The organism is Cellulosimicrobium sp. G4 BAM 1002 (genome assembly GCF_057126935.1).
Genome location: NZ_CP182109.1, coordinates 1020363 through 1041511, shown reverse-complemented (window position 1 = coordinate 1041511; position 21149 = coordinate 1020363). Strand labels below are relative to the sequence as shown.

Sequence of the window (21149 nt, the reverse complement as noted above, 5' to 3'; positions counted from 1 at the left end):
GACGCACCACGCGTCACGGGTCGCGACGCACCACGAGCAGCGTGGCGTCGTCGGCCGAGCGCGGATCCCGCGCCGCGGCGACGATGCCGTCCTCGTCGACGCCCGGACGCTCGGAGAAGACGCTCGCGAGGCGGCGGAGCCCGTCCCGGATCGACTCGCCCCGGCGCTCGACGAGGCCGTCGCTGTAGAGCACCAGGGCTCCCCCGCGAGGCACCTGGAGCACGTGCGCGGTCGGTACCCGGTCCACCAGCCCGAGCGGCGGGACGCCCGCGCTCTCGGCCCACGTGGTCGTCCCGTCGTGCGCGACGACGAGCAGCGGGGGGTGCCCCACGCTGACGTGCTCCACGACGCCGGTCGTGGGGTCGAGCAGGGCGACGGCGAGGGTCGCCACCTCTCCGGGCAGCGTCCAGCGCGCGACCTCCGCGAGCCGCGTCACCGCCTCGACGGCGGACCCGCTGCCGACCAGCGCGGCGCGCAGCGTCGTCCCGAGCTGACTCATCGTGGCCGCGGCCTGGAGCCCGTGGCCGGTGACGTCCCCGACGACGAGCGCGACCCGGCCGGACGGGAGGACCAGGGCGTCGTACCAGTCGCCGCCGACGAGGCCCGTTCCCGCGGACTCGTACCGCGACCGCAGCGACCACCCCGGGACGTCGGGCAGGAACGCCGGCAGGAGGCTGCGCTGCAGCTCCTCCGTCGCCCGCACGGCCTTGCGCCCCCGCAGGTACAGCGCCTCGACGAGGTGGCCGCGGAGGGAGGAGGCGACGTCGACCTGGTCCGCCGTCCACGGGGCGCTGTGGCCGCGCACGACCTCGCGCCAGCGCTCGAACGACTTGCGCGGGCTCAGCCGGACGGTCTCGCCCTCGCCGAGCGCGATCGCCTTGTTGTGGGGGTCGCCGCCCCAGTCCACGTGGCGCAGCACCTCGTCGCGCACCCACACCACGACCTGCCCCTCGGGCAGCACGATCCCGAGCACGCCGGCGACGTCGGGGGCGAGGGCCGCGACGTCCGGCGCATCCTGGACGAGGGAGTCGGTCGACACGAGGTCCTCGTCGTGGCCGAGGACCCAGGCGACGAGAGCACGGCAGCCGTCGTCGTCCGGCACGTTGCCCACGGAGATCAGGCCGCCCTCCGCGACGACGACGGCGCCGTCGGCCCGGACGAGCCGTCGCAGCCACCCCGAGCGCGTGAGCGCGATGCCGAGTGGCGCGCTCTCGTCGCGACTGTCGGCCGCGAGGTGCGCGAGGACGCCCTCGGCCCGGCGCACCTCCGCCTCGCGCTCGTCCTCCGCCTGCGCGACGAGGCGGACCGAGAGCGTCGACCCGAGGAACTCGGCGGCCGTGCGCACCTCGTAGGGCGGCTCGTGCGGCCCCGCGTAGTGGTGGCACGCGATGAGCCCCCACAGCCGCCCGTCGCGCAGCAGGGAGATCGACATCGACGCGCGGACGCCCATGTTGCGCAGGTACTCGAGATGGATGGGCGACACGCTGCGCAGCGTGGAGTACGTCAGGTCGAGCGGTGCGCCGGTCGTCGGGAGCAGGGTCGGGACGATCGGCTGCGGCTCGTAGTCGACGTCGGCGATGAGCCGGATCCAGTTCTTCTCGTACAGGGCACGCGCCTGCGGCGGGATGTCCGACGCCGGGTAGTGCAGCCCGAGGAACGGGTTCAGGTCGTCGCGGCGCGCCTCCGCGACCACCTCCCCGTTGTAGGCGTCGTCGAAGCGGTAGATCATCACCCGGTCGAACCCGGTGAGCGCGCGCACGTGCCGTGCGGCGTCGTCGTACAGCTCGTCGAGGGTCGCGGCACGCTCGAGGTCGCGCAGCGCGTGCCGCACCGCGAGGTAGGTGTTCGGGAAGGTCAGGGGGCGGGCGCCGGACGCAACCTCGAGTTCGATGACGAGCACCGGCTCTGCGGCCGGGGCGCGAAGCGGGAGCGTCGGCCGGTGCAGCACGGCGTCGACCTCCAGGGGCCGGCCGTCCCGTCCGTCGAGGTGCAGCGTGACGGGGTTGCGCGCTGCGAGGTCGCCGACGCTCGCCGCGTGGTCGAGCACCTGGCGGGCGGGACCCTCTCCGAGGACGTGGGCGAGGGGCCGGCCCAGCAGCTCGGTCACCGGCGTACCGGCGTACCCCGCCGCGTTCGCCGACGCCTGCAGCAGCACGCCGTCCTCCTCGCGCACGACGAGCAGCACGCCCCGTGGCTGGACGAGACCGGGGACATGGATGGGCTCGCGCGCGCAGTTGTCGAGGTCCACCGCCTCGCCGGGCGCGAGAAGCTCCGGCTCGTCGACCGTCCTGGTCATGGGTCCTCCGTCCGAGTCGCCTCCCGCGCGAGCGAGCCGCGGTGCAGCGCGACGGACCACCTGGTCTCGAGGATCCGAGTCGAGTGCCCCAGGCTACCGCGCTCGGTACTGCGGGCGGGAGACCCTCGTGAGGCCGTCTTCCCGTCGGAGCGTCCGGAGCCCCGGCGCCGTGGCGTGAGCGACGCCACGGAACTCCGCGGTAGCGTCGTTCGTCGGACGTGCGGGGACCCGGAGCACCGTCCGCGACCCGACCCGACCTGAAGGTGACCCATGAGCACGACGACGACCCCGATCCTGCGCGCCACCGGCCTCGCGGCGGGCTACGGCGGGCCCGACGTCGTCCACGGCATCGACCTCGACGTGACGCCGGGCACCACGCCCGTCGGGATCGTCGGCGAGTCGGGCGCCGGCAAGTCGACGGTCGTGCGTGCGCTCGTCGGGCTCGTCCGCCCGACGGCGGGCCACGTCACCTACGCGGGCCGCACGGTGACCAAGCTCTCCCGCCGCGACAAGAAGCAGTTCACCGCCGACGTCCGGCGCGTCTCGCAGGACGGCCTCGCCGGCATCGGCATCGACCCGCGCTGGACGGTCGACCGCACGCTGGCCGCCGCGCTCAAGGACGCGCGGCGCGCGGGCCGGCCGAGCGGCCGGTCCGTCGAGGACCTGCTCGGCGACGTCGCGCTCGAGCCGCGCTACGCACCGCGCACCGTCCACTCGCTCTCGGGCGGGGAGAAGCAGCGGGTGGCGCTCGCCGTCGCGCTCGCGACCCGCCCCCGGGCCCTGCTGCTCGACGAGCCGCTCACCGCCGTCGACCCGGCGATGCGCGGCGACGTCGTGCGCCGCCTCGGCGAGGCGACCGCGGAGCTCGGCACGGCGGTTCTCCTCGTGTCCCACGACCTGGAGCTCGTGGAGCGCCTGTGCCCCACCGTCCACGTGCTCGCGGACGGGACGTTCGTCGCGTCGGGCGCGCTGCGGGACGTCTTCTCCGGCGCGGCTCCGGGGTCGGACCACCCGGCCGTCCGCGGCCTCGCCGAGGCGGCGCCGCTCGCCGTCCAGCGCTTCCGCTGAGCACGGGCCGTGGCCCGGAGAAAGTTCTTCGACGAGCGTGTCGAAAACCGGGGTGCGCCGTCCGACGTCCTGGTGAACCCGCCTCCACGACACTACGGTCGAGAGGCACTCACCGAGGAGGAGACGTCATGCGAGTCGTGGTCATGATCAAGGGCGCCGGTGTCGACGAGGACAAGATCGCCCCGACGCAGGAGATGCTCGCCCAGATGGGCGCGTACAACGAAGAGCTCGTCAAGGCGGGCATCATGCTCGACGGCCAGGGCCTGCAGCCCACGGCCAAGGGCGCCCGCGTCGTCTTCAGCGGCGGCGAGACGTCCGTCGTCGACGGGCCGTTCACCGAGTCCAAGGAGATCGTCGCCGGGTACTGGATCTGGCAGGTGTCCTCGCTCGAGGAGGCCGTCGAGTGGGCGAAGAAGTGCCCGAGCGACCCGAGCCTCGGGCTCGAGGAGGTGCTCGAGATCCGGCCGATCTTCGAGATCGAGGACTTCGGCGCCGAGTACACGCCGGAGCAGCGCGAGAAGGACGCGCGGCTCGAGGAGCAGATCCGCGCGCAGCAGGGCTCCTGAGGGCCGCTGGGCCGCGAGGGTCAGGCACGACGATGACCGACGTCTCCCGCACGGTCGAGGCCGTGTGGCGCATCGAGTCACCGCGCCTCGTCGCAGGGCTCGCCCGGACGCTGCGCGACGTCGGCCTCGCCGAGGAGGTCGCGCAGGAGGCGTTCGTCGCCGCTCTCGAGCAGTGGCCCGAGCAGGGTGTCCCGGACAATCCGGGCGCCTGGCTGACGACCGTCGCCCGGCGACGTGCCGTCGACCTGGTCCGCCGCGAGCGCACGCGCGACGAGAAGTACGCGCGGCTCGCGGCGGACCTCGCCGCGCCCGGTCGCGGGGCCCGCGGCACGACGGCGGTCGCCCACCCGGGCGACGGCGGCGCCGTCCTCGTCGGGTCCGTCCCCGCACCCGACGCGATCGTCGAGGACCCCGTGGGCGACGACCTGCTCGCGCTGGTCCTCGTGGCGTGCCACCCGGTGCTGCCCCGGGATTCCCGGGTGGCGCTCACGCTGCGGCTCGTCGGGGGCCTGACGACGGACGAGATCGCCCGGGCGTTCCTCGTCCCGTCGGCGACGGTGGGCCAGCGCGTGTCGCGCGCCAAGCGCACGCTCGCGGAGGCGAACGTCCCGTTCGAGGTCCCGCAGGCCGACGAGCTGCCGTCCCGCGTGCCGGCGGCCCTGGAGGTCGTCTACCTCGTCTTCACGGAGGGGTACTCCGCGACGTCCGGTGACGCGTGGGTGCGCCGCGGCATCGCCGAGGACGCGATGCGCCTCGGGCGGGTCCTTGCGGGTCTCCTGCCCGGCGAACCGGAGGTGCACGGCCTCGTCGCGCTCATGGAGCTGCAGGCGTCGCGGTTCGCCGCACGGACAGGACCCGACGGCGAGCCCGTCCTCCTCGAGGACCAGGACCGCTCCCGGTGGGACCGGCTGCTGATCACGCACGGGCTCGCGGCCCTCGACCGCGCCCTCGCGCTGGGCACGCGCGCGGGCAAGCCGCTCGGACCGTACTCGCTGCAGGCGGCGATCGCGGCGTGCCACGCGCGCGCGGCGACGTGGGCGCACACCGACTGGGAGGCGATCGTCGCGCTCTACGACGCGCTCGCGTCCGTGGCGCCCTCCCCCGTCGTCGAGCTCAACCGGGCGGTCGCGGTGGGCTTCGCGGACGGCCCCGAGGCGGCGCTCGTCGTGCTCGACGGCGTCGCGGACGACCCGCGCCTCGCACGCCACCACCTGTACGGCGCCGTGCGGGGCGACGTCCTGGTACGGCTCGGCCGCCATGCCGAGGCGGCGGACGTGCTCGAGCGCGCCGCGGGCCTCGCCCCGACCCGGCACGAGCGTCAGCTGCTGCTCGAACGAGCGGCGGGCGCGGCGGAGCGGGCCGCTCCCTAGGATCAGGGCGTGACCACGACGCCTCCCGCGCCCGACGACGCCCGCCCGTCGCTGCGCGAGGTGGCGTACGAGGCGCTCAAGAACCGCATCATCGGGCTCGACCTGCACCCGGGGCAGAGGCTCGTGGAGCGTGAGCTCGCGACCGAGCTCGGGGTCTCCCGCGTCCCCCTGCGCGAAGCCCTGCAGCTGCTCGAGAGCGAGGGACTGGTCGTCCTCGTGCCGAGGCAGGGCGCGCTCGTCGCGCCCTTCACGCGCGACGACGTCGAGCACCTGTTCGAGGTGCGCGAGAGCGTCGAGGTGCTCGCCTTCCGGCTCGCGGCGCTCCGCCGCTCGGAGGCGGACCTCGCCGTGATGCGCGCCTCGGTCGACGCCGCGCGCACGGCGCTCGCCGCGCACGACGACGCCGCGACCGCCGCCGCCAACGCAGGCTTCCACGCCGCCGTCGTGACCGCGTGCGGGAACCCGCTCCTGCGCTCGATGCTCGCCCCGCTCGACGCCCGCGTGCGGTGGCTCTTCCATCTCACGAAGCAGCGCGACACGCGCGAGCAGTGCGAGGAGCACGCCGCGATGCTCGCGGCGATCGAGGCACGCGACGAGGACGGGGTCGCGGCGCTCGCGGCGCAGCACGTCGCGTCGGGGCGCGAGCCGAGCCTCGCCCTAGCCGAGACGTGGGCGTCGGCACCGATCGACCCCGTCGCGGCGACGCGCACGCGCAACCGAGCGCCCCGGCCGCGCTGAGCCGCGACCGCGCGGCACGTGGGTGCGCGTCCCGAGGACGGTTCCACCCCGATCGGTCACGCACGATTTACGGTCGGTTGACACCCCCGAAACATGGCGTCCCCACACTCGAGGCTTAGTGGTATACCACTAACTCGACCAGGAGGACCCATGCGCAGCACCCGCTCCACCGCCGTCCCGTCCGGCCCCGCCGCCCGCGTCCAGCGACACCGTGACCGCCCGTTCCGCGGCGCAGCCGTCGCGGCCCTCTCCGCCGCGAGCCTCGTGGCCCTCGCTGCCTGCAGCACGCCCACCGAGGCCGGCACCGGCACCGACGCGGGCGACGAGGAGCCGCTGCGGGTCGGCGTGTTCCTGCCCGGCTCGACGTCCGACACCGGATTCATGCAGTCCGCCTACCTCGGCTACCAGCGGCTCGAGGAGGAGCTCGGCGACGAGGTCGAGCTGTCGTTCGTGGAGGAGGTCGCCGCGGCCGACTACGAGCAGACGCTGGTGCGCTTCGCGAGCACGTCGGACCTCGTCGTCTCGGTCGGCGGCCAGACCGACGCGGACCTGCGCAAGGTCGCGCCCCAGTTCCCCGACGTGACGTTCGTCGAGATCGGCGGCCCGGCCGACGCCGAGCCGCTCGAGAACCTCGCCTACTACGACCCGCAGCAGGCCGAGGCGGAGTACCTCTCCGGCGCGCTCGCCGCGCTGTCGTCCACCACGGGCAAGGTCGGGTTCATCGGAGGCGTCGAGCTGCCCGCGATCGTCAACGCGTCGGTCGCGTTCGCGAACGGCGCGGAGGCCGCCGTGCCCGGGACGACGGTCGTGACACCCCAGTTCCTCGGCGACTTCAACGACCCGGCCAAGGCCAAGCAGGCCGCCGCCGCCAACTTCGGTGTGGGCGTCGATGTCGTCGGGCAGATCGTCAACCTCGGCAAGCAGGGCATCGAGCAGGCCGCGAAGGACGCGGGCGCGTCGATGGTCGGGGGCCCGATCCCCGGTGAGTGCACGGACGGCGGCCCCTACGTCGGATTCGTGCGCACCGACGTCGGCACCGAGGTCGAGCACGCCGTCCGCTCCGTCCTCGACGGGACGTGGGAGGCGGCGCAGGTCCCGTTCGGGCTGACGAGCGACCTGGGCGGCACCGAGCTCGTCGTGTGCACGGACGACCCCGAGACCGTCGCCACGATCGACGAGATCACCGAGTCCGTCGCGAGCGGCGCGGTCACCCCGTACTGACGCACCCCGCGCCACGATCCCGACCTCCCCCACCGGACGGAGTCCTCATGCCCACGACGTTCCCCGCGGGCGCGGCGGCGCTCGACGTGCCCGACGCACAGCCCGCGTCACCGGCGCTCGTCCTGCGCGACGTGACCCGGGTCTTCGGCACCCACACGGCGCTCGACGCGGTCGACCTCGAGGTCGCGCCCGGCGAGGTGCACTGCGTGCTCGGCGAGAACGGCGCCGGCAAGTCCACGCTGTGCAACATCGTGTTCGGCGCGCTCCGGCCGACGTCGGGTGAGGTCCTGCTCGCGGGCGAGGCCTACGCGCCGGCCTCGCCCGCGGACGCCCTCGCGCACGGCGTCGCCATGGTGCACCAGCACTTCTCGCTCGTCGCGACGCTGACCGTCGAGGAGAACCTGCTCCTCGGCCGGGGTGGCGGGCGGGGGCTGCGCCCCGACCGCCGCGGGCTCGCGACGCGGCTCACCGAGATCGAGCAGACGCTCGGCCTGCGCGTCGACCTGGGCGCACGGGTCGGGACGCTGACGGTCGGTGCGCGCCAGCAGGTCGAGATCGTCAAGGCGCTCCTCGACCGCCCCCGGCTCCTCCTGCTCGACGAGCCCACGGGCGTCCTGGGGCCCGACGAGATCGACAGGCTGCTCGCGACGTGCCGCCGCGTCGCGGACGCGGGGACCGCCGTCGTGCTCATCACGCACAAGCTCGCCGAGGTCATGCGCGTCGGCGACCGCGCGACGGTCCTGCGCGGCGGGCGCGTGGTCGGGACCGGCGTCCTGGCTCGCGACGCGGGCCGCTCCGGCACCGGTCGGCCCGACCCGGCCCCCGAAGGCGAACGGCTCGCCGCCACCGACCTCGTCGCGCTCATGGTCGGTCGCGACGCGTCGAGCCTCGACCCGGTCCTCGCCGCGAGCGTCGGCGTCACGGGACCGGTCGCCGCCCCGGAGGAGCACACCGCGGAGCGCTCCGGCGAGCACCCCGCCGCAGCCCACGCGGGACCGGCGGTGCTCGACGTCCGCGGGCTCGTGGTCGACGGTCCGGACGGCGCGCGGCGGGTCGACGCGGTCGACCTCGTCGTGCGGCCCGGCGAGATCGTCGGCATCGCCGGCGTCGAGGGCAACGGGCAGAGCGAGCTCGTCGCCGCGCTCTCGGGTGCGGCGGTACCCACCGCGGGCCTGGTCCTCCTCGACGGCGTCGACGTCACGCGAGCTCGGCCCGGCGGTCGGACCGCGCTCGGGCTCGGCGTCGTGCCCGAGGACCGCCACCACGAGGCCGTCGTGACCACGCTCAGCGTCACCACGAACCTCCTCCTCGGGCGCCTGCGCCGCTTCCGCCGGTTCGGCCTCCTCGACCGGCGGGCGATGCGCGCGGCGGCCACCGACCTCGCGCGACGCTTCGACGTGCGGGCCGCGAGCCTCGACGCCCCGGTCTCCTCGCTGTCCGGCGGCAACCAGCAGAAGGCCGTGCTCGCGCGCGAACTGAGCCTCGACCCGCTGCGCTGCGTGGTCGCCGCGCAGCCGACGCGCGGGCTCGACCTCGGCGCGGTCGACGCGGTCGTCGCGCACCTGCGCGCCGCGGCCGCCGCCGGGATCGGGGTGCTCGTCGTGTCGAGCGAGCTGTCCGAGCTGCTCGTGCTGTGCGACCGCGTCCACGTCGCCTACCGGGGCGCGCTGCGCGGCCCGGTCCCCACCACCGACCCCGGCGCGCGCGACCGCGTCGCCCAGCTCATGACGGGAGCCTCCGCATGACCGCCCCCACCGCCCGGACGGGCGTCGTCCACGGTGTCGTCACGACGGCGCCCGGATCGCACCGGGCGGCGCCGCCGGGACCGCCGCCGCACGGCAGATCCGCACGTCGGGACCCTGCCGGCCGGCCCGCCCGCCGCCCGGCCCGCACCACCGGCGAACGGGTCCGCGCCCTCGCCCCCGTCCTCGTCCCGGTCGCCGCCGTGCTCGGTGCGCTCGCCGTGAGCGCGGCGCTCGCCGCCCTCGCCGGCGCGACGCCCGCCGAGGCGGCGTCCGCGCTGTGGGAGGGCATGGTCGGCACGCCGTACGCGATCGGCTCTTCAGTCAACGTCGCGGCGGTGCTCCTGCTCGTCGCGACGGGCTTCCTCGTCGCCCACCGCGCCGGGCTCGTCAACGTGGGCGGCGAGGGCCAGATCTGCGCCGGCGCGGTCGCCGCCACCGCCGTCGGGACCACGCTGCCGCCGTCGCTCCCCGCCGTCCTCGCGCTGCCCCTCGTGCTCCTCGTCGCCGCGCTCGGCGGTGCGGCGTGGGCGTCGGTCGCCGCGTGGCTGGCCGTGCGCCGGGGCGTGAGCGAGGTCATCACCACGCTGCTCCTCAACTTCGTCGGCGCCGCCGTGCTCGTCCTCGCCGTCCACGAGGAGGCGCTCCTGCGCCAGCCCGTGACCAGCTCGGAGACCCTCCCGCAGTCCTCGCCGCTCGTCGACGCGGCGCACCTGCCCCTGCTCGGCGTGCCGGGGTCGCCCGCGACCGTGGCCGTCGTGCTGGCGCTCGCCGCCGCGCTCGTCGCGTCGGTCGTGCTGCGGCGCACCGCGACCGGCGTACGGCTCGCCGCCGTCGGGCAGTCGCGCGCGGCGTCGCTGCGCCTGGGCCTGCCCGTCGACCGGCTGCGCTTCTCGGCGCTGTCGACCGCCGGAGCGACCGCGGGACTCGCGGGCGGCGTCCTCGTCGCCTCCGCGCCGCACGTGCTCGACGACGGGCTGTCGTCCGGGTACGGGTTCTCGGGCCTGGTCGTGGGCCTCCTCGCGCGCGGCTCGTTCGCGGCCGCGGCGGGCATCGCGACCGCCCTCGGGTTCCTCGTCTCGGGCGGGATCAACCTCCAGCTCGCCGCCGGCGTCCCGGCGTCCATCACGCAGATCACCGAGAGCCTCGTCATCCTCGGCGTCGCCGGCACCGCGATCTGGTCGGTGCGGCGCGTGCGCCGGGCGCGCCCGTCCCCCGCTCCCCGTCCGGAGGCCGCACCATGATCCCCACGCTGACCGACCTGCTCGTCGCGAGCGTCGCGCTGTGCGTCCCGATCCTCGTCGCCGCGAGCGGCGAGCTCGTCGGGGAACGTGCCGGCGTCCTCACCATGAGCGTCGAGGGCATGATGCTCACCGGCGCGTTCGCCGCGGTCGTGGGCGCGACGTCGAGCGGCTCGGCCCTCGTCGGGGTCGCGTGCGGTGCGCTCGCCGGCCTCCTGGTCGGCGTGCTCCAGGCCGTCCTCAGCGTCACGCTGCGCGCCGACCAGATCGTCACCGGCATCGCCGCCAACGCGCTCGCGCTCGCCGGCACGACGTTCGGTGCGCGCCTGCTCCTCGAGCGCGGGACCGAGGTCCCGGGGTTCGAGCGCGTCGCGATCCCGGTCCTGTCGCAGATCCCCGTGGTCGGGCCCGCGCTCTTCCGGCAGACGGGCCTCGCCTACGCCCTGCTCGCCGCAGTCGTGCTCCTCGCCGTGCTCACGTCCCGGCGCACCCGCTGGGGGCTCGCGGTCGACGCCGTCGGGGAGGACGCCGCGAGCGCCGACCGCTCGGGCATCGGCGTGCCGCGCGTCCGGTTCGCCGCGGTCCTCGTCGTCGGCCTCCTCTCCGGGCTCGCCGGCACGCAGCTCGCGCTGTCCGAGGTGCGCACGTTCACCGACAACATGACCGCCGGCGTCGGCTACCTCGCGGTGGTGGCCGTGATCGCCGGCAGCTGGCGGCCCGTCGGCGTGGCGGTCGCCGCGCTCGTCTTCGGCCTCGCGCAGGCGCTGCAGTTCACGCTGCCCGCGCTCGGCGTCGACGTGCCGTTCGCCCTGCTCGTCATGCTCCCCTACGTCCTCGCGCTGCTCGCCGTCGCCGGGTTCGTGACCCACAGCCGCCCGCCCAGCGCGCTCACGACACCCTTCGTCCGCCTCGGTCGCGCGACCTGACCTCACGCCTGCCCCACCCCCCGCCCGTGCTATCTCAGGAGGCCCCGTGCCGCTCGTCCTCACCCGTTCCGACCTCGCCGGGCTCGTCACGCCCGCGCAGGTGATCGACGTCGTCGAGCAGGCGTTCGCCGACCTCGCCGACGGGACGGCGGCGCAGGCACCCCTCGCCGTCGCGGCCGTCGACGACCGGGCGCACTTCCTGCCGATGACCGCCGTCTCGCCGCGCACCGGGCTCGCGGGGTCGAAGCTCCTCGCCGACATCCCCGCGAACCGCGAGCACGGGCTCCCCGCGCAGCGCTCGGTCCTCGTGCTCGCCGACGCGACGACCGGCGAGCCCGTCGCGGTGCTCGACGGGGGGCTGCCCACCCGCCTGCGGACCGCTGCGGCGAGCGCGGTCGCCACACGCTGGCTCGCGCGGCCCGACGCGCGGGTGCTCGGCCTCGTCGGGGCGGGCGGCCTCGCGCTCGAGCACGTCAGCGCGATCCTGCACGTCCGCCCGCTCGAGCACGTGCTCGTCTGGTCGCGCTCGGACGCGACCGTGCGCACCTTCGTCGAGCGGACGGCGGAGCGTCACCCCGACCTCAAGGTGACACGCGTCGACTCGCCCGCGAGCGCCGTCGGGTCGGCCGACGTCGTGTGCACGCTCACGCCCGCGCGCGAGCCCGTCGTGCGCGGCGCGTGGTTCCACCCCGGGCTGCACGTCAACGTGGTCGGGGCGCCGCCCCGCCCCGACCACCGCGAGGTCGACGGCGAGGCGATGGCCCGGGCGCGCGTCGTCGTCGACTCCGTCTCGACCGCGCTGCACGAGTCCGGCGACGCGCTCCTCGCGATCGCCGAGGGCGCGATCGACGAGTCCGCGTGCCGGCTCGAGCTGGGCGACGTCGTCACCGGGCGCGCGTCCGGCCGGCGGACGCCCGACGAGGTCACGCTGTTCGACTCGGTCGGCCTCGGGCTGCTCGACGTAGCGATCGGCCGCCTCCTCGTGGACGCTGCACGCGCCGCCGGTCGCGGCCTCTCCCTCGAGCTGTCGGCCTGAGCCCGACCGCACGAGGGAGAACCGTTGGTGCGCCGCGGGGGTTCTACCTCGGCGCGAGCGCCCGCTCGACGGCGGCGAGCTCGTCGTCCGTGAGCGCAGGTGCGGAGAGCGCGGCGATGCTGTTCTCGAGCTGGCGGACGCTGCTCGCGCCGACGAGCGCGGAGGTGACGCGCTCGTCGCGCAGCACCCAGGCGAGCGCGAGCTGCGCGAGCGACTGCCCGCGGCCCTGCGCGACCTCGTTCAGCGCCCGGGCCGTGGCGAGGTAGTCCTCGTCCAGGTTGTCCGCCGAGAGGAACGGCGAGTCGGGACGAGCCGCCCGCGACCCCTCGGGGGCGGCCCCGGAGAGGTAGCGGTCGGTGAGCAGTCCCTGCTGGAGCGGGGAGAAGACGATCGTCCCGACGCCGAGGTCGCCGACGACGTCGAGCAGCGACTCGCTCTGGACGCCGTCGTAACGGTCCTCGTGCGTCGCGTCCTCCACGTGGCGGTTGAGCATCGAGTAGCTGGGCTGGTGGATGAGCAGCGGCGTCCCGAGGTCCGCGAGGATGCGCGCGGCCTCGCGCGTGCGGGACGGCGAGTAGTTCGAGACGCCGACGTACAGCGCCTTGCCCTGCTGGACGGCGTCGTGCAGCGCCCGCATGGACTCCTCGAGCGGCGTGCTCGGGTCCGGGCGGTGGTGGTAGAAGACGTCCACGTAGTCGAGGCCCATGCGCTGGAGCGACTGGTCGAGCGACGACAGCAGGTACTTGCGCGAGCCGCCGTCGCCGTACGGCCCGGGCCACATGTCGTAGCCCGCCTTGGAGGAGATGACGAGCTCGTCGCGGTACGCGCCGAGGTCCTGGGCGAGGTGGCGGCCGAAGTTCTCCTCCGCCGAGCCGTACGGCGGGCCGTAGTTGTTCGCGAGGTCGAAGTGCGTGACTCCGAGGTCGAACGCCCGGCGCAGCACGGCGCGCTGCGTCTCGAACGGGTTCACGTCACCGAAGTTGTGCCACAGGCCGAGCGAGATCGCGGGCAGGTCGAGGCCGCTGCGACCTGTGCGGCGGTAGGTCATGGTGTCGTACCGGTCGTCGGCGGCGACGTAGCGCGGGGTGAGAGGCATGGGTTCAGGCTTTCACACTGCTCAGCGCGAGGGCGTCTCCACGACCTGGCCGGCCCACGCGAACCCACCGCCGAAGCCGAAGAGCAGCGCAGGGACGCCCGCAGGGATCTTGCCGGCGTGCCACCACTTGGAGAGCCCGAGCGGGATGGACGCTGCGGAGGTGTTGCCGGACTCGACGATGTCGGTGACGACGATCTTGGCGTCGAGGCCGAGCGACTTGGCGAGCGGCTCGATGATGCGCAGGTTGGCCTGGTGGGCGACGAGCACCTCGATGTCGTCGAGCGAGACGCCCGACCGCTCGACCACCAGTCGTGCGCGCTCGGCGGCGCGGGTGATGGCCCACTTGAAGACGGCGCGACCGTCCTGGGCGAACTTGTCCTCAGGGGACTCGATGAGCACCGCGGGCGTGAGGTCGGGCTCGGACCCCCACGCCACGGGCCCGACGCCGGGCTCGTCCGTCGCGCGCAGCACCGCCGCGCCCGCGCCGTCGGCGGTGAGGATGCACGTGCTGCGGTCGGTCCAGTCGGTGAACGCGGTGAGCTTCTCGGCGCCGACGACGACGGCCGTGCGCGCCGACCCGGCGCGGATCGCCTGGTCGGCGAGGGCGACGGAGTGCGCGAAGCCCGAGCACGCGACGTTGACGTCGAGCACGGCCGGCCCGACGACGCCGCGCAGGTCGAGCTCGGACGCCTCCTCGGGCGTGGACTGGCCCGGCATGACGCCGGTGCGCAGGTGGTACGCGACCCGCCCGGCGGTGTTCGGCGAGCGGTCGGTCGCGGTCGCCGTCGCGACGATCACGAGGTCCACCTCGCCGGCCTCGACCCCCGCGTCCTCCAGGGCGTGCCGTGCCGCGGCGGTGGCCATGTCCGCGACCGTCGTGTCGTCGTCCGCGACGTGGCGCGTGACGATCCCGGTGCGCGAGCGGATCCACTCGTCGTTCGTCTCGACGAGCTGCGCGACGTCGTCGTTCGTGAGGATCTTCTCGGGCTGGAAGTGACCGAGGCCGAGGAGGCGCGACCCGGCCGCACCGGTGGCGGGAGTGAGCATGGGACCGATCATGTCACGCGCCCCGGGAGGGTCAGGTGACCGTCCCGAGCTGCCAGGGGACGAACTCCTCGCCGCCGATGTCGAGCTCCTCGCTCGCGGTCTGCTCGCCCGACGCGACGGCGAGGATGCGCGCGAAGATCTCGTCGGCCACCTGCTCGAGCGTCGCGGTCCCCTCGACGACGCGCCCGCAGTCGATGTCGATGTCGTCGCCCATGCGCGCGTACAGCTCGCTGTTCGTGCCGAGCTTGAGCGACGGCGTCGGCTTGCACCCGAACACGGAGCCGCGGCCGGTCGTGAAGCACACGACGTTCGCCCCGCCCGCGACGAGCCCCGTCACGGAGACGGGGTCGTAGCCCGGGGTGTCCATGAAGACGAAGCCCGGCGTGTCGAGGGGCTCGGCGTACTCGTGCACCGCGGCGAGGTCGGCCTGCCCGCCCTTCGCGACGGCACCGAGCGACTTCTCGAGGATCGTCGTCAGCCCGCCGGCCTTGTTCCCGGGTGACGGGTTGTTGTCGAGGGTGCCGCCGCCCGCGGCGGCGTAGCCCTGCCACCACTCGAGCCGGTCGAGCAGGCGCTGCCCGACCTCGGGCGTGACGGCCCGGCGCGTGAGCAGGTGCTCGGCGCCGAACACCTCGGGCGTCTCGGCGAGCGCCGACGTCCCGCCGTAGGCGACGAGACGGTCGGATGCGATGCCGAGCGCGGGGTTCGCCGTGATCCCGGAGTAGCCGTCGGAGCCGCCGCAGTTCAGCCCGAGCACGAGCCCGGAGACGTCGCACTCGGTCCGCTCGAAGCGCGCGTCGACCTCCTCGACCATCTCGCGCACGGCCTCGACCCCGGCGCGCACGGTGGCGCGCACACCGCCGGAGTCCTGGATCGTCAGGGTGCGCACGACCGTGTCCGGGGACACGTCGGCACCGGCGAGCACGGTGTCGACGGCGATCATCTCGCAGCCCAGCCCGAGCACGAGCACACCGGTGACGTTGGGGTGCGCGGCGTACCCGCGCAGCGTGCGCACGAGCACCTGGGCGCCCTCGCTCGTCGGCACGAGCCCGCACCCGGACTGGTGCGTGAGCGCGACCACCCCGTCGACGTCGTCGTACGCGTCGAGGGCGAACCTGCGGAACTGGTCGGCGATCATGCGCGCGGTACTGGCCGAGCAGTTGACCGACGTGAGGATCGCGACGTAGCTGCGCGTGCCGACGGATCCGTTCGCGCGGCGGTAGCCGCGGAACGTCGGGCGCGGGCCGGGCGGCACCTCCATCGGGGTGTGGACGGTCGCGAGCTCGTGCTCGCGCTCGCCCTCCTCGAAGCCCAGGTTCTGGGTGTGCACGTGCTCGCCGGGGCGCACGTCGCGCGTCGCGACGCCGATGACCTGGCCGTACTTGCGCACCGGGGCGCCCTCGGGCACGGCCCGCAGCGCGACCTTGTGCCCGCGCGGGACGGCGTCGAGCACCTCGACGCCACCGCCCGTCCCCGCCGAGCCGGGCAGGACGTCGCCCGGCAGGACGTCGCCGGGGACGAGGTCGCGCGTCGCGACGGCGACGTCGTCGTCGGGACGGAGGACCAGGATCGGCGAGCCGGCCGCACGGGCCGGGGCGGTCACGCCCGCGCTCCCTCGGCCACGGGCGCGGGACGGCGTGCCGCGCGCTCGAGCGACACGCCCAGGTCGGACGTGCGCACGGTGCCGCCGGTCTCGAGCGACCGGTTCACCGCGACGCCGACGGCGACGCTGCGCAGCCCGTCGACGTACCCGGCGGCGCGCGCGAGGGGGTCGTCCCCGGGCCCCCGGAAGACGTCGGCGAGCAGGAGCCGGTCGCCTCCCCCGTGCGACCCCTCGCCCTCCTCGATCACGACCTCGCGGGCGGTCTCCCAGTGCCGCTGCACGACGAGCCGCGCGCCGTAGGGGCGCACGTCGCTCGCCCCGGGGTCGTGGACCGCGCTCGGGTCGACGGCCGGGCGGCGCTTGCCCTCGGGGCCGAGCGCCTCGGCGGCGCGGCCGGACTCGACGTGCGCGCGCTCGACGACGTCGAGCTCGGCGCGCCCTCGCGTGCCGTTGACCGCGACGCGGTACCCCTCCCAGGGGCTGTGCGCGGTGAGCGAGTAGGTGAGCGTCGCGCCCTTGCGGTAGCCGACGAGCGCACCGATCGTGTCCTCGATGCTCACCCCGGGCGCGAAGACGTCGCGGTCGCGGACGTACCCGTCCTCGGACTCCGCGTCGAGGTACAGCGCGCGCAGCGTGTCGTCGGCGGCGAGGTCGATGCCGAACGGGTCGTCGGGCGCGGCGTCGCGGCCCAGGCCGGGCCGCTCCCCCGGCGGCCTGCCCGCGCCGTCGTCCCCGTAGAACCGCAGCCCGCCGAGGGCGGTGACCACCTCGGGGACGTCGTCGAGCCACCAGTTCACGAGGTCGAAGTGGTGGCTCGCCTTGTGCACAGCCAGCCCGCCGGACGCCGCCTTCTCGCGGTGCCAGCGGCGGAAGTAGTCGGCGCCGTGCACCGTGTCGAGGAGCCACTCGAAGTGCACGGAGACGACGTCGCCGATCTCCCCCGACGCGATGACTCGCCGCAGCGCAGTGTTGCGCGGCGAGTAGCGGTAGTTGAACGTCACGGTCAGCGTCGCGGACGAGCGCTCGGCGGCCGCCCGGATCCTCGCCATGCCCGCGGCGTCGGTCGTCAGGGGCTTCTCGCACACCACGTCGACGCCGGCGTCCAGCGCGGCGACGACGTAGCGCGCGTGCGTGTGGTCGGGCGACGTCACGACGAGCACGTCGACCTCCTGCTCGGCGAACATCTGCTCGAGCTGCTCCGGCGCGTAGCGCGGGAGCGGTGCGTGGCCCGCCGCGGCCAGGCGGCCGTCGTGCCAGGTCGCCCGCACGGGGTTCGGCTCGCACCACGCCACCAGCCGGCCGTCCTCGCGGTGCTCGCCGAGCAGCGCGTCGACGAACATGCGCGCACGGTGACCGGTGCCGGCGACCGCGTAGCGCCTCGGGGCGGCGTGGGACGGGGCCGGTCCGACCGGGTCGGTGGGGGTGGCGCGGGGGTCCTGCACGGAGCTGTCCTCTCGACGGTGCGGCCACAGGTGGCGTGGCGCGGGGTGGTGCGGGTCGTGCTGCTGCGAGAACGGCCGGGCCGGTCCGCGGGGCGACGGACCGGCCCGGCCGGGCAAGGGGGGCGGCGAGGTCGCCGCCCGGTCGTGGCCGGGTCGGTCGGGCTACTGCCCGATCGCCGCGCCGACCTCGCTCAGGAACTTCGCCGCGGCGTCCTCGGGCGTGACCTGCCCGAAGAGCACCTCGGTGTTGATGCGCTTGAGGATCTCGACCACGTCACCGGCGCCCTGCGGCGGGACCGGGGGGCCGTCGACGATCTCGGACTCGAGCGACTTGAGGAAGTCCGCGGCCTGCTTGTCGGCGGGCGACAGGGCTTCCTGGATCGACTCGCGCACCTCGGTGTTCGCGGGCAGCCCGCGGTCGGAGAGCATGAGCGCGCCGGCCTCGGGGTCGTTGAGGAGGAAGTCGACGAGCTTCGCCGCGGCCTCGGGGTGCTCCGACGTCTTCGCGACGGAGTAGTACATGGCCGGCTTGAAGTACATGCCGGTGCGCTCGTCCTCGGTCTCGCCGGGCAGGCGCAGGAGCTGGAGCTCGCGGCCGGACGCGGTGCTGATCGCGCCGAGCTGGTTGGTCCACCACACGCCCATCGCGCCCGTGTTGGTACCGAGGAGCGAGCCCTCGGGGCCGGCACCCTCGAGCTCCACCGAGCGCGCGGCGTCGGGCTGGCCGCCGCCCGCCTGCAGGTCGAGGGAGATCTGGAAGAAGTCGGCGACGGTCTCCTCGGAGACGCCGAGCTCGCCCTCGGGCGTGTACAGGGACTCGCCGCGCTGCCGCGCGAGGACGTTCAGACCAGCCTCGTTGAAGCCGTAGTCCTGCGTCCCGTAGATGCCGTCGGCCGCGCCCGCGCTCACGGCGTTGGAGACCTCGACGTACTCCTCCCAGGTCCACGTCGTGTCGTCCGGCATCTCGACGCCCGCGTCGGCGAAGACCTGCGGGTCGGCGAGCATGGCGTAGGCGTTGACACCGGTCGGGATGCCGTACAGGGCGCCCTCGGTCTCGCCGGACGCGAGGACCGACTCGTCGATCGACCCGGTCTCGATCTCGAGCTCGCCGAGGTCCGCGAGGACGCCGCGCGAGGCGTAGTCCGCGAGGTAGCGCTCCTCCTGCGTGATGACGTCGGGCGCGTCGCCCGCGGCGACGGACGTCGCGAGCTTGTCCCAGTACCCGCCCCAGTCGGTGTAGTCGGGGACGACGGTGATGTCCGGGTTCTTCTCCATGAAGAGGTCGATGATCTCCTGCGTGGTCTGGTGCCGGGTGTCCGACCCCCACCACGAGAAGCGGATCTCGACGGGGCCGGAGTCGGCCGACGACGTCTCGTCGTCGTCGCCGCCGGGGTTGGCGACGCCGCCGTCCCCGCTGCAGGCGGTCAGGGCCAGGGCCCCGACGGTCAGCGCGGCGACGAGCGCTGCGCGGCGCGCGCCGGGGCGGCGCTGCGGACGGAAGATCGAGGTGTTCATGACTCTCCTTGTGCGTGACGGGACGTCGTCGTTCTGTCGTGCAGGTGTGGTGCCGGGGCGGCGTGAGGCTCCGCCCCGGCGAGAGGTGCTACTTGATCCCCGTCGTGGCGATGCCCTTGACGAGGTACTTCTGGCCGAAGAGGAAGACGAGGAAGACCGGGACCAGGGAGACGATCGACATCGCGAACATCGGCCCCCACGAGCTCTCGCCCGTGGCGTCGATGAACGTGCGCAGCGCGATCGGCACCGTGTACATGTCCGGCTTCGTGAGGAAGATGAGCTGGCTGAAGAAGTCGTTCCACGTCCAGATGAACGTGAAGATCGCGGTCGTCGCGAGCGCCGGCAGGGCGAGCGGCATCATGATCTGCAGGTAGATCCGCCCGTGCCCGCACCCGTCGAGGCGCGCGGCCTCGTCCAGCTCCTTCGGGATGCCGCGGAAGAACTGGACCATGAGGAAGATGAAGAACGCGTCGGTCGCGAGCAGCTTCGGCACGATGAGCGGCAGGAACGTGTTGATCCACTCGAGCGAGGAGAACAGCACGTACTGCGGCACGATCACGACGTGGATCGGGAGCATGATCGACATGAGCATGATCGCGAACCAGACGCCCCGGCCGCGGAACTGCAGCCGGGCGAACGCGTAGGCGGCGAGCGAGCAGGAGACGAGGTTGCCCAGGACGGACCCGAGCACGATGATCGCCGAGTTCAGCAGGTACTGGCTGAACGGGTGCGTGAGCGCGTTCCAGCCCTCGGTGTAGTTGCTGAGGTCGATGTCGCTCGGGATGAGCCCCGGCTCGCGGAAGATCAGCGCGGACGGCTTGAACGAGCTCGCGAGCATCCACAGCAGCGGGTACAGCATCACGAACCCGAAGACGATGAGCAGCACGTGCTTGAGCACCGACTGCGTGCGGGCGGCCTGCGCACGACGTCGCGGTCGGGGCCGGCCGTCCGGGGTGCCGGCGGCGAGCTCGGAGAGCGACTCGCGACGGTCCTCGGTGGCGGTGGCGGCGTCGGCGGCGACGCGGACGGGGCCGGACGCCGAGGACTCTGCGTCCGAGTGGGAGCCCGACGTGGCGGGGAAGGTGGTGTCAGTCATCGTAGAAGACCCAGTACTTCGAGGCGAGGAAGTTGACGAACGTCATCCCGCCGATGATCAGGAGGAGGAACCAGGCCATCGCCGAGGCGTAGCCCATCTCGAGCGAGCCGAACCCCTTGAGGTAGAGGTACAGCGTGTAGAACATCGTCGAGTCCGCCGGACCGCCGGTGCCGCCGCTGACGACGAACGCCTGCGTGAACGACTGGAACGCGTTGATGAGCTGCAGCACGAGGTTGAAGAAGATGATCGGCGTGAGCATCGGCACGGTGATCGACCGGAACTGGCGCCACCGGCTCGCGCCGTCGATCGAGGCCGCCTCGTAGTACATGCGCGGGATCTGCCGCAGGCCGGCGAGGAAGATGATCATCGGCGCGCCGAACGTCCACACGTTGAGCGCGATGAGCGTCCCGAGCGCGTAGTCCGGGTGCGACACCCAGCCCTGGCCCTCGATCCCGAAGATCGCGAGCACCTGGTTGAGCAGGCCGTCGGCGCCGAAGACCTGACGCCAGAGGATCGCGATCGCGACGCTGCCGCCCAGGAGCGACGGCAGGTAGTAGATCGAGCGGTAGACCGCGAGGCCGCGCAGACCCTTGTCCAGCAGGAGCGCGAGCCCGAGGGCCGCGGCGAGCTGGAGCGGCACCGAGACGAGCACGTACGTGAAGGTGACCTGCAGCGAGTTGAGCAGCCGCGGGTCGGAGAACATGCGCTCGTAGTTGTCCCAGCCGATCCAGCTCGGCGCCTGGAGCAGGTTGTAGTCCGTGAAGGACAGGTAGAGCGACGCGACCATGGGCCCCGCCGTGATGAGCGCGAGCCCCACGAACCAGGGAGCGAGGAAGAGCGCTGCGGCCTTCCCGTCCCCGCGCCGGCGCGGTCGCCGCTGCGTCGCAGTGGTGCTCGCTCGTGCGAGCTCGGTCACCGCCATGCGAGACCCTCCTCGCAGCTCGTGCCGGTCATCGGTCACCTCCGGTCGTCGTCGATCGGTAGCCCCGAGTTCCCCGACAGTAGGAAACCGGTTGCTGGAAGAGGACCGTAGCACACGTGTAACCGGTTTCCCATGGTGTACGGTCATCGCATCGCGCGACACCGGACGACCCCGGCGAGCGCGGGCGCCACGATGCCGTGCGCGCCCCGCGACGCGCGGACCAC

The 21149-nt window shown here is 74.1% G+C and carries 17 protein-coding genes; 9 read left to right on the top strand and 8 right to left on the bottom strand.

What is annotated here, in order from left to right; translation table 11 throughout:
- Positions 1-13: 13 nt before the first annotated feature.
- Entirely contained in the window at positions 14-2296 is a 2283-nt protein-coding gene (locus tag ACMXGY_RS04790; protein WP_483775745.1) for a SpoIIE family protein phosphatase, read from the bottom strand.
- 270 nt (positions 2297-2566) lie between these two features.
- Between ACMXGY_RS04790 and ACMXGY_RS04785 the strand changes: the two genes are divergently transcribed.
- The 9 genes from ACMXGY_RS04785 (at position 2567) to ACMXGY_RS04745 (ending at position 12204) form a co-directional block, all read left to right on the top strand.
- Positions 2567-3364 (top strand): ABC transporter ATP-binding protein, encoded by a 798-nt coding sequence (locus ACMXGY_RS04785; protein ID WP_483775744.1) that lies wholly within the window; start codon positions 2567-2569, stop codon positions 3362-3364.
- Between the two features lie 128 nt (positions 3365-3492).
- Positions 3493-3930 (top strand): YciI family protein, encoded by a 438-nt coding sequence (locus tag ACMXGY_RS04780; protein WP_483775743.1) that lies wholly within the window; start codon positions 3493-3495, stop codon positions 3928-3930.
- A gap of 32 nt (positions 3931-3962) precedes the next feature.
- Positions 3963-5300, top strand: a complete 1338-nt coding sequence (locus ACMXGY_RS04775; RefSeq protein WP_483775742.1) for an RNA polymerase sigma factor — start codon at positions 3963-3965, stop codon at positions 5298-5300.
- A gap of 9 nt (positions 5301-5309) precedes the next feature.
- On the top strand, positions 5310-6038 hold the full coding sequence (locus ACMXGY_RS04770; protein ID WP_483775741.1) for a GntR family transcriptional regulator: 729 nt from the start codon (positions 5310-5312) through the stop codon (positions 6036-6038).
- Positions 6039-6188: 150 nt separating this feature from the next.
- On the top strand, positions 6189-7259 hold the full coding sequence (locus ACMXGY_RS04765; protein WP_483775740.1) for a BMP family protein: 1071 nt from the start codon (positions 6189-6191) through the stop codon (positions 7257-7259).
- A gap of 47 nt (positions 7260-7306) precedes the next feature.
- The gene (locus tag ACMXGY_RS04760) at positions 7307-9004 is read left to right on the top strand and encodes an ABC transporter ATP-binding protein (RefSeq protein ID WP_483775739.1); all 1698 of its coding nucleotides are present in this window, start codon (positions 7307-7309) and stop codon (positions 9002-9004) included.
- A complete protein-coding gene (locus tag ACMXGY_RS04755) occupies positions 9001-10245 on the top strand; it encodes an ABC transporter permease (protein ID WP_483775738.1) in 1245 nt (414 codons plus the stop codon). Before ACMXGY_RS04760 ends, ACMXGY_RS04755 begins: the two co-directional genes overlap by 4 nt.
- Positions 10242-11168: an ABC transporter permease gene (locus tag ACMXGY_RS04750; protein ID WP_483775737.1), complete on the top strand. Its 927-nt coding sequence runs from the start codon at positions 10242-10244 to the stop codon at positions 11166-11168. Before ACMXGY_RS04755 ends, ACMXGY_RS04750 begins: the two co-directional genes overlap by 4 nt.
- Positions 11169-11214: 46 nt before the next feature.
- Positions 11215-12204, top strand: coding sequence for an ornithine cyclodeaminase family protein (locus tag ACMXGY_RS04745; RefSeq protein ID WP_483775736.1), 990 nt, complete (start codon positions 11215-11217; stop codon positions 12202-12204).
- 43 nt (positions 12205-12247) lie between these two features.
- On the opposite strand, the gene mgrA is transcribed toward ACMXGY_RS04745, so the two are convergent.
- From mgrA to ACMXGY_RS04710, 7 genes are all read right to left on the bottom strand, one after another.
- Complete coding sequence (gene mgrA / locus ACMXGY_RS04740) at positions 12248-13300, bottom strand: L-glyceraldehyde 3-phosphate reductase (protein ID WP_483775735.1); 1053 nt, start codon at positions 13298-13300, stop codon at positions 12248-12250.
- Between the two features lie 21 nt (positions 13301-13321).
- Positions 13322-14347, bottom strand: coding sequence for a 3-oxoacyl-[acyl-carrier-protein] synthase III C-terminal domain-containing protein (locus tag ACMXGY_RS04735; RefSeq protein WP_483775734.1), 1026 nt, complete (start codon positions 14345-14347; stop codon positions 13322-13324).
- Between the two features lie 31 nt (positions 14348-14378).
- On the bottom strand, positions 14379-15950 hold the full coding sequence (locus ACMXGY_RS04730; protein WP_483775733.1) for a UxaA family hydrolase: 1572 nt from the start codon (positions 15948-15950) through the stop codon (positions 14379-14381).
- On the bottom strand, positions 15947-17392 hold the full coding sequence (locus ACMXGY_RS04725; protein WP_483775732.1) for a Gfo/Idh/MocA family oxidoreductase: 1446 nt from the start codon (positions 17390-17392) through the stop codon (positions 15947-15949). The genes ACMXGY_RS04730 and ACMXGY_RS04725 overlap by 4 nt, the downstream gene beginning before the upstream one ends.
- Positions 17393-17554: 162 nt before the next feature.
- Complete coding sequence (locus tag ACMXGY_RS04720; protein WP_483775731.1) at positions 17555-18907, bottom strand: ABC transporter substrate-binding protein; 1353 nt, start codon at positions 18905-18907, stop codon at positions 17555-17557.
- An 88-nt stretch (positions 18908-18995) separates the two neighbouring features.
- On the bottom strand, positions 18996-20003 hold the full coding sequence (locus ACMXGY_RS04715) for a carbohydrate ABC transporter permease (RefSeq protein ID WP_483775730.1): 1008 nt from the start codon (positions 20001-20003) through the stop codon (positions 18996-18998).
- The gene (locus ACMXGY_RS04710; protein WP_483775729.1) at positions 19996-20925 is read right to left on the bottom strand and encodes a carbohydrate ABC transporter permease; all 930 of its coding nucleotides are present in this window, start codon (positions 20923-20925) and stop codon (positions 19996-19998) included. The genes ACMXGY_RS04715 and ACMXGY_RS04710 overlap by 8 nt, the downstream gene beginning before the upstream one ends.
- Between the last annotated feature and the right edge of the window lie 224 nt (positions 20926-21149).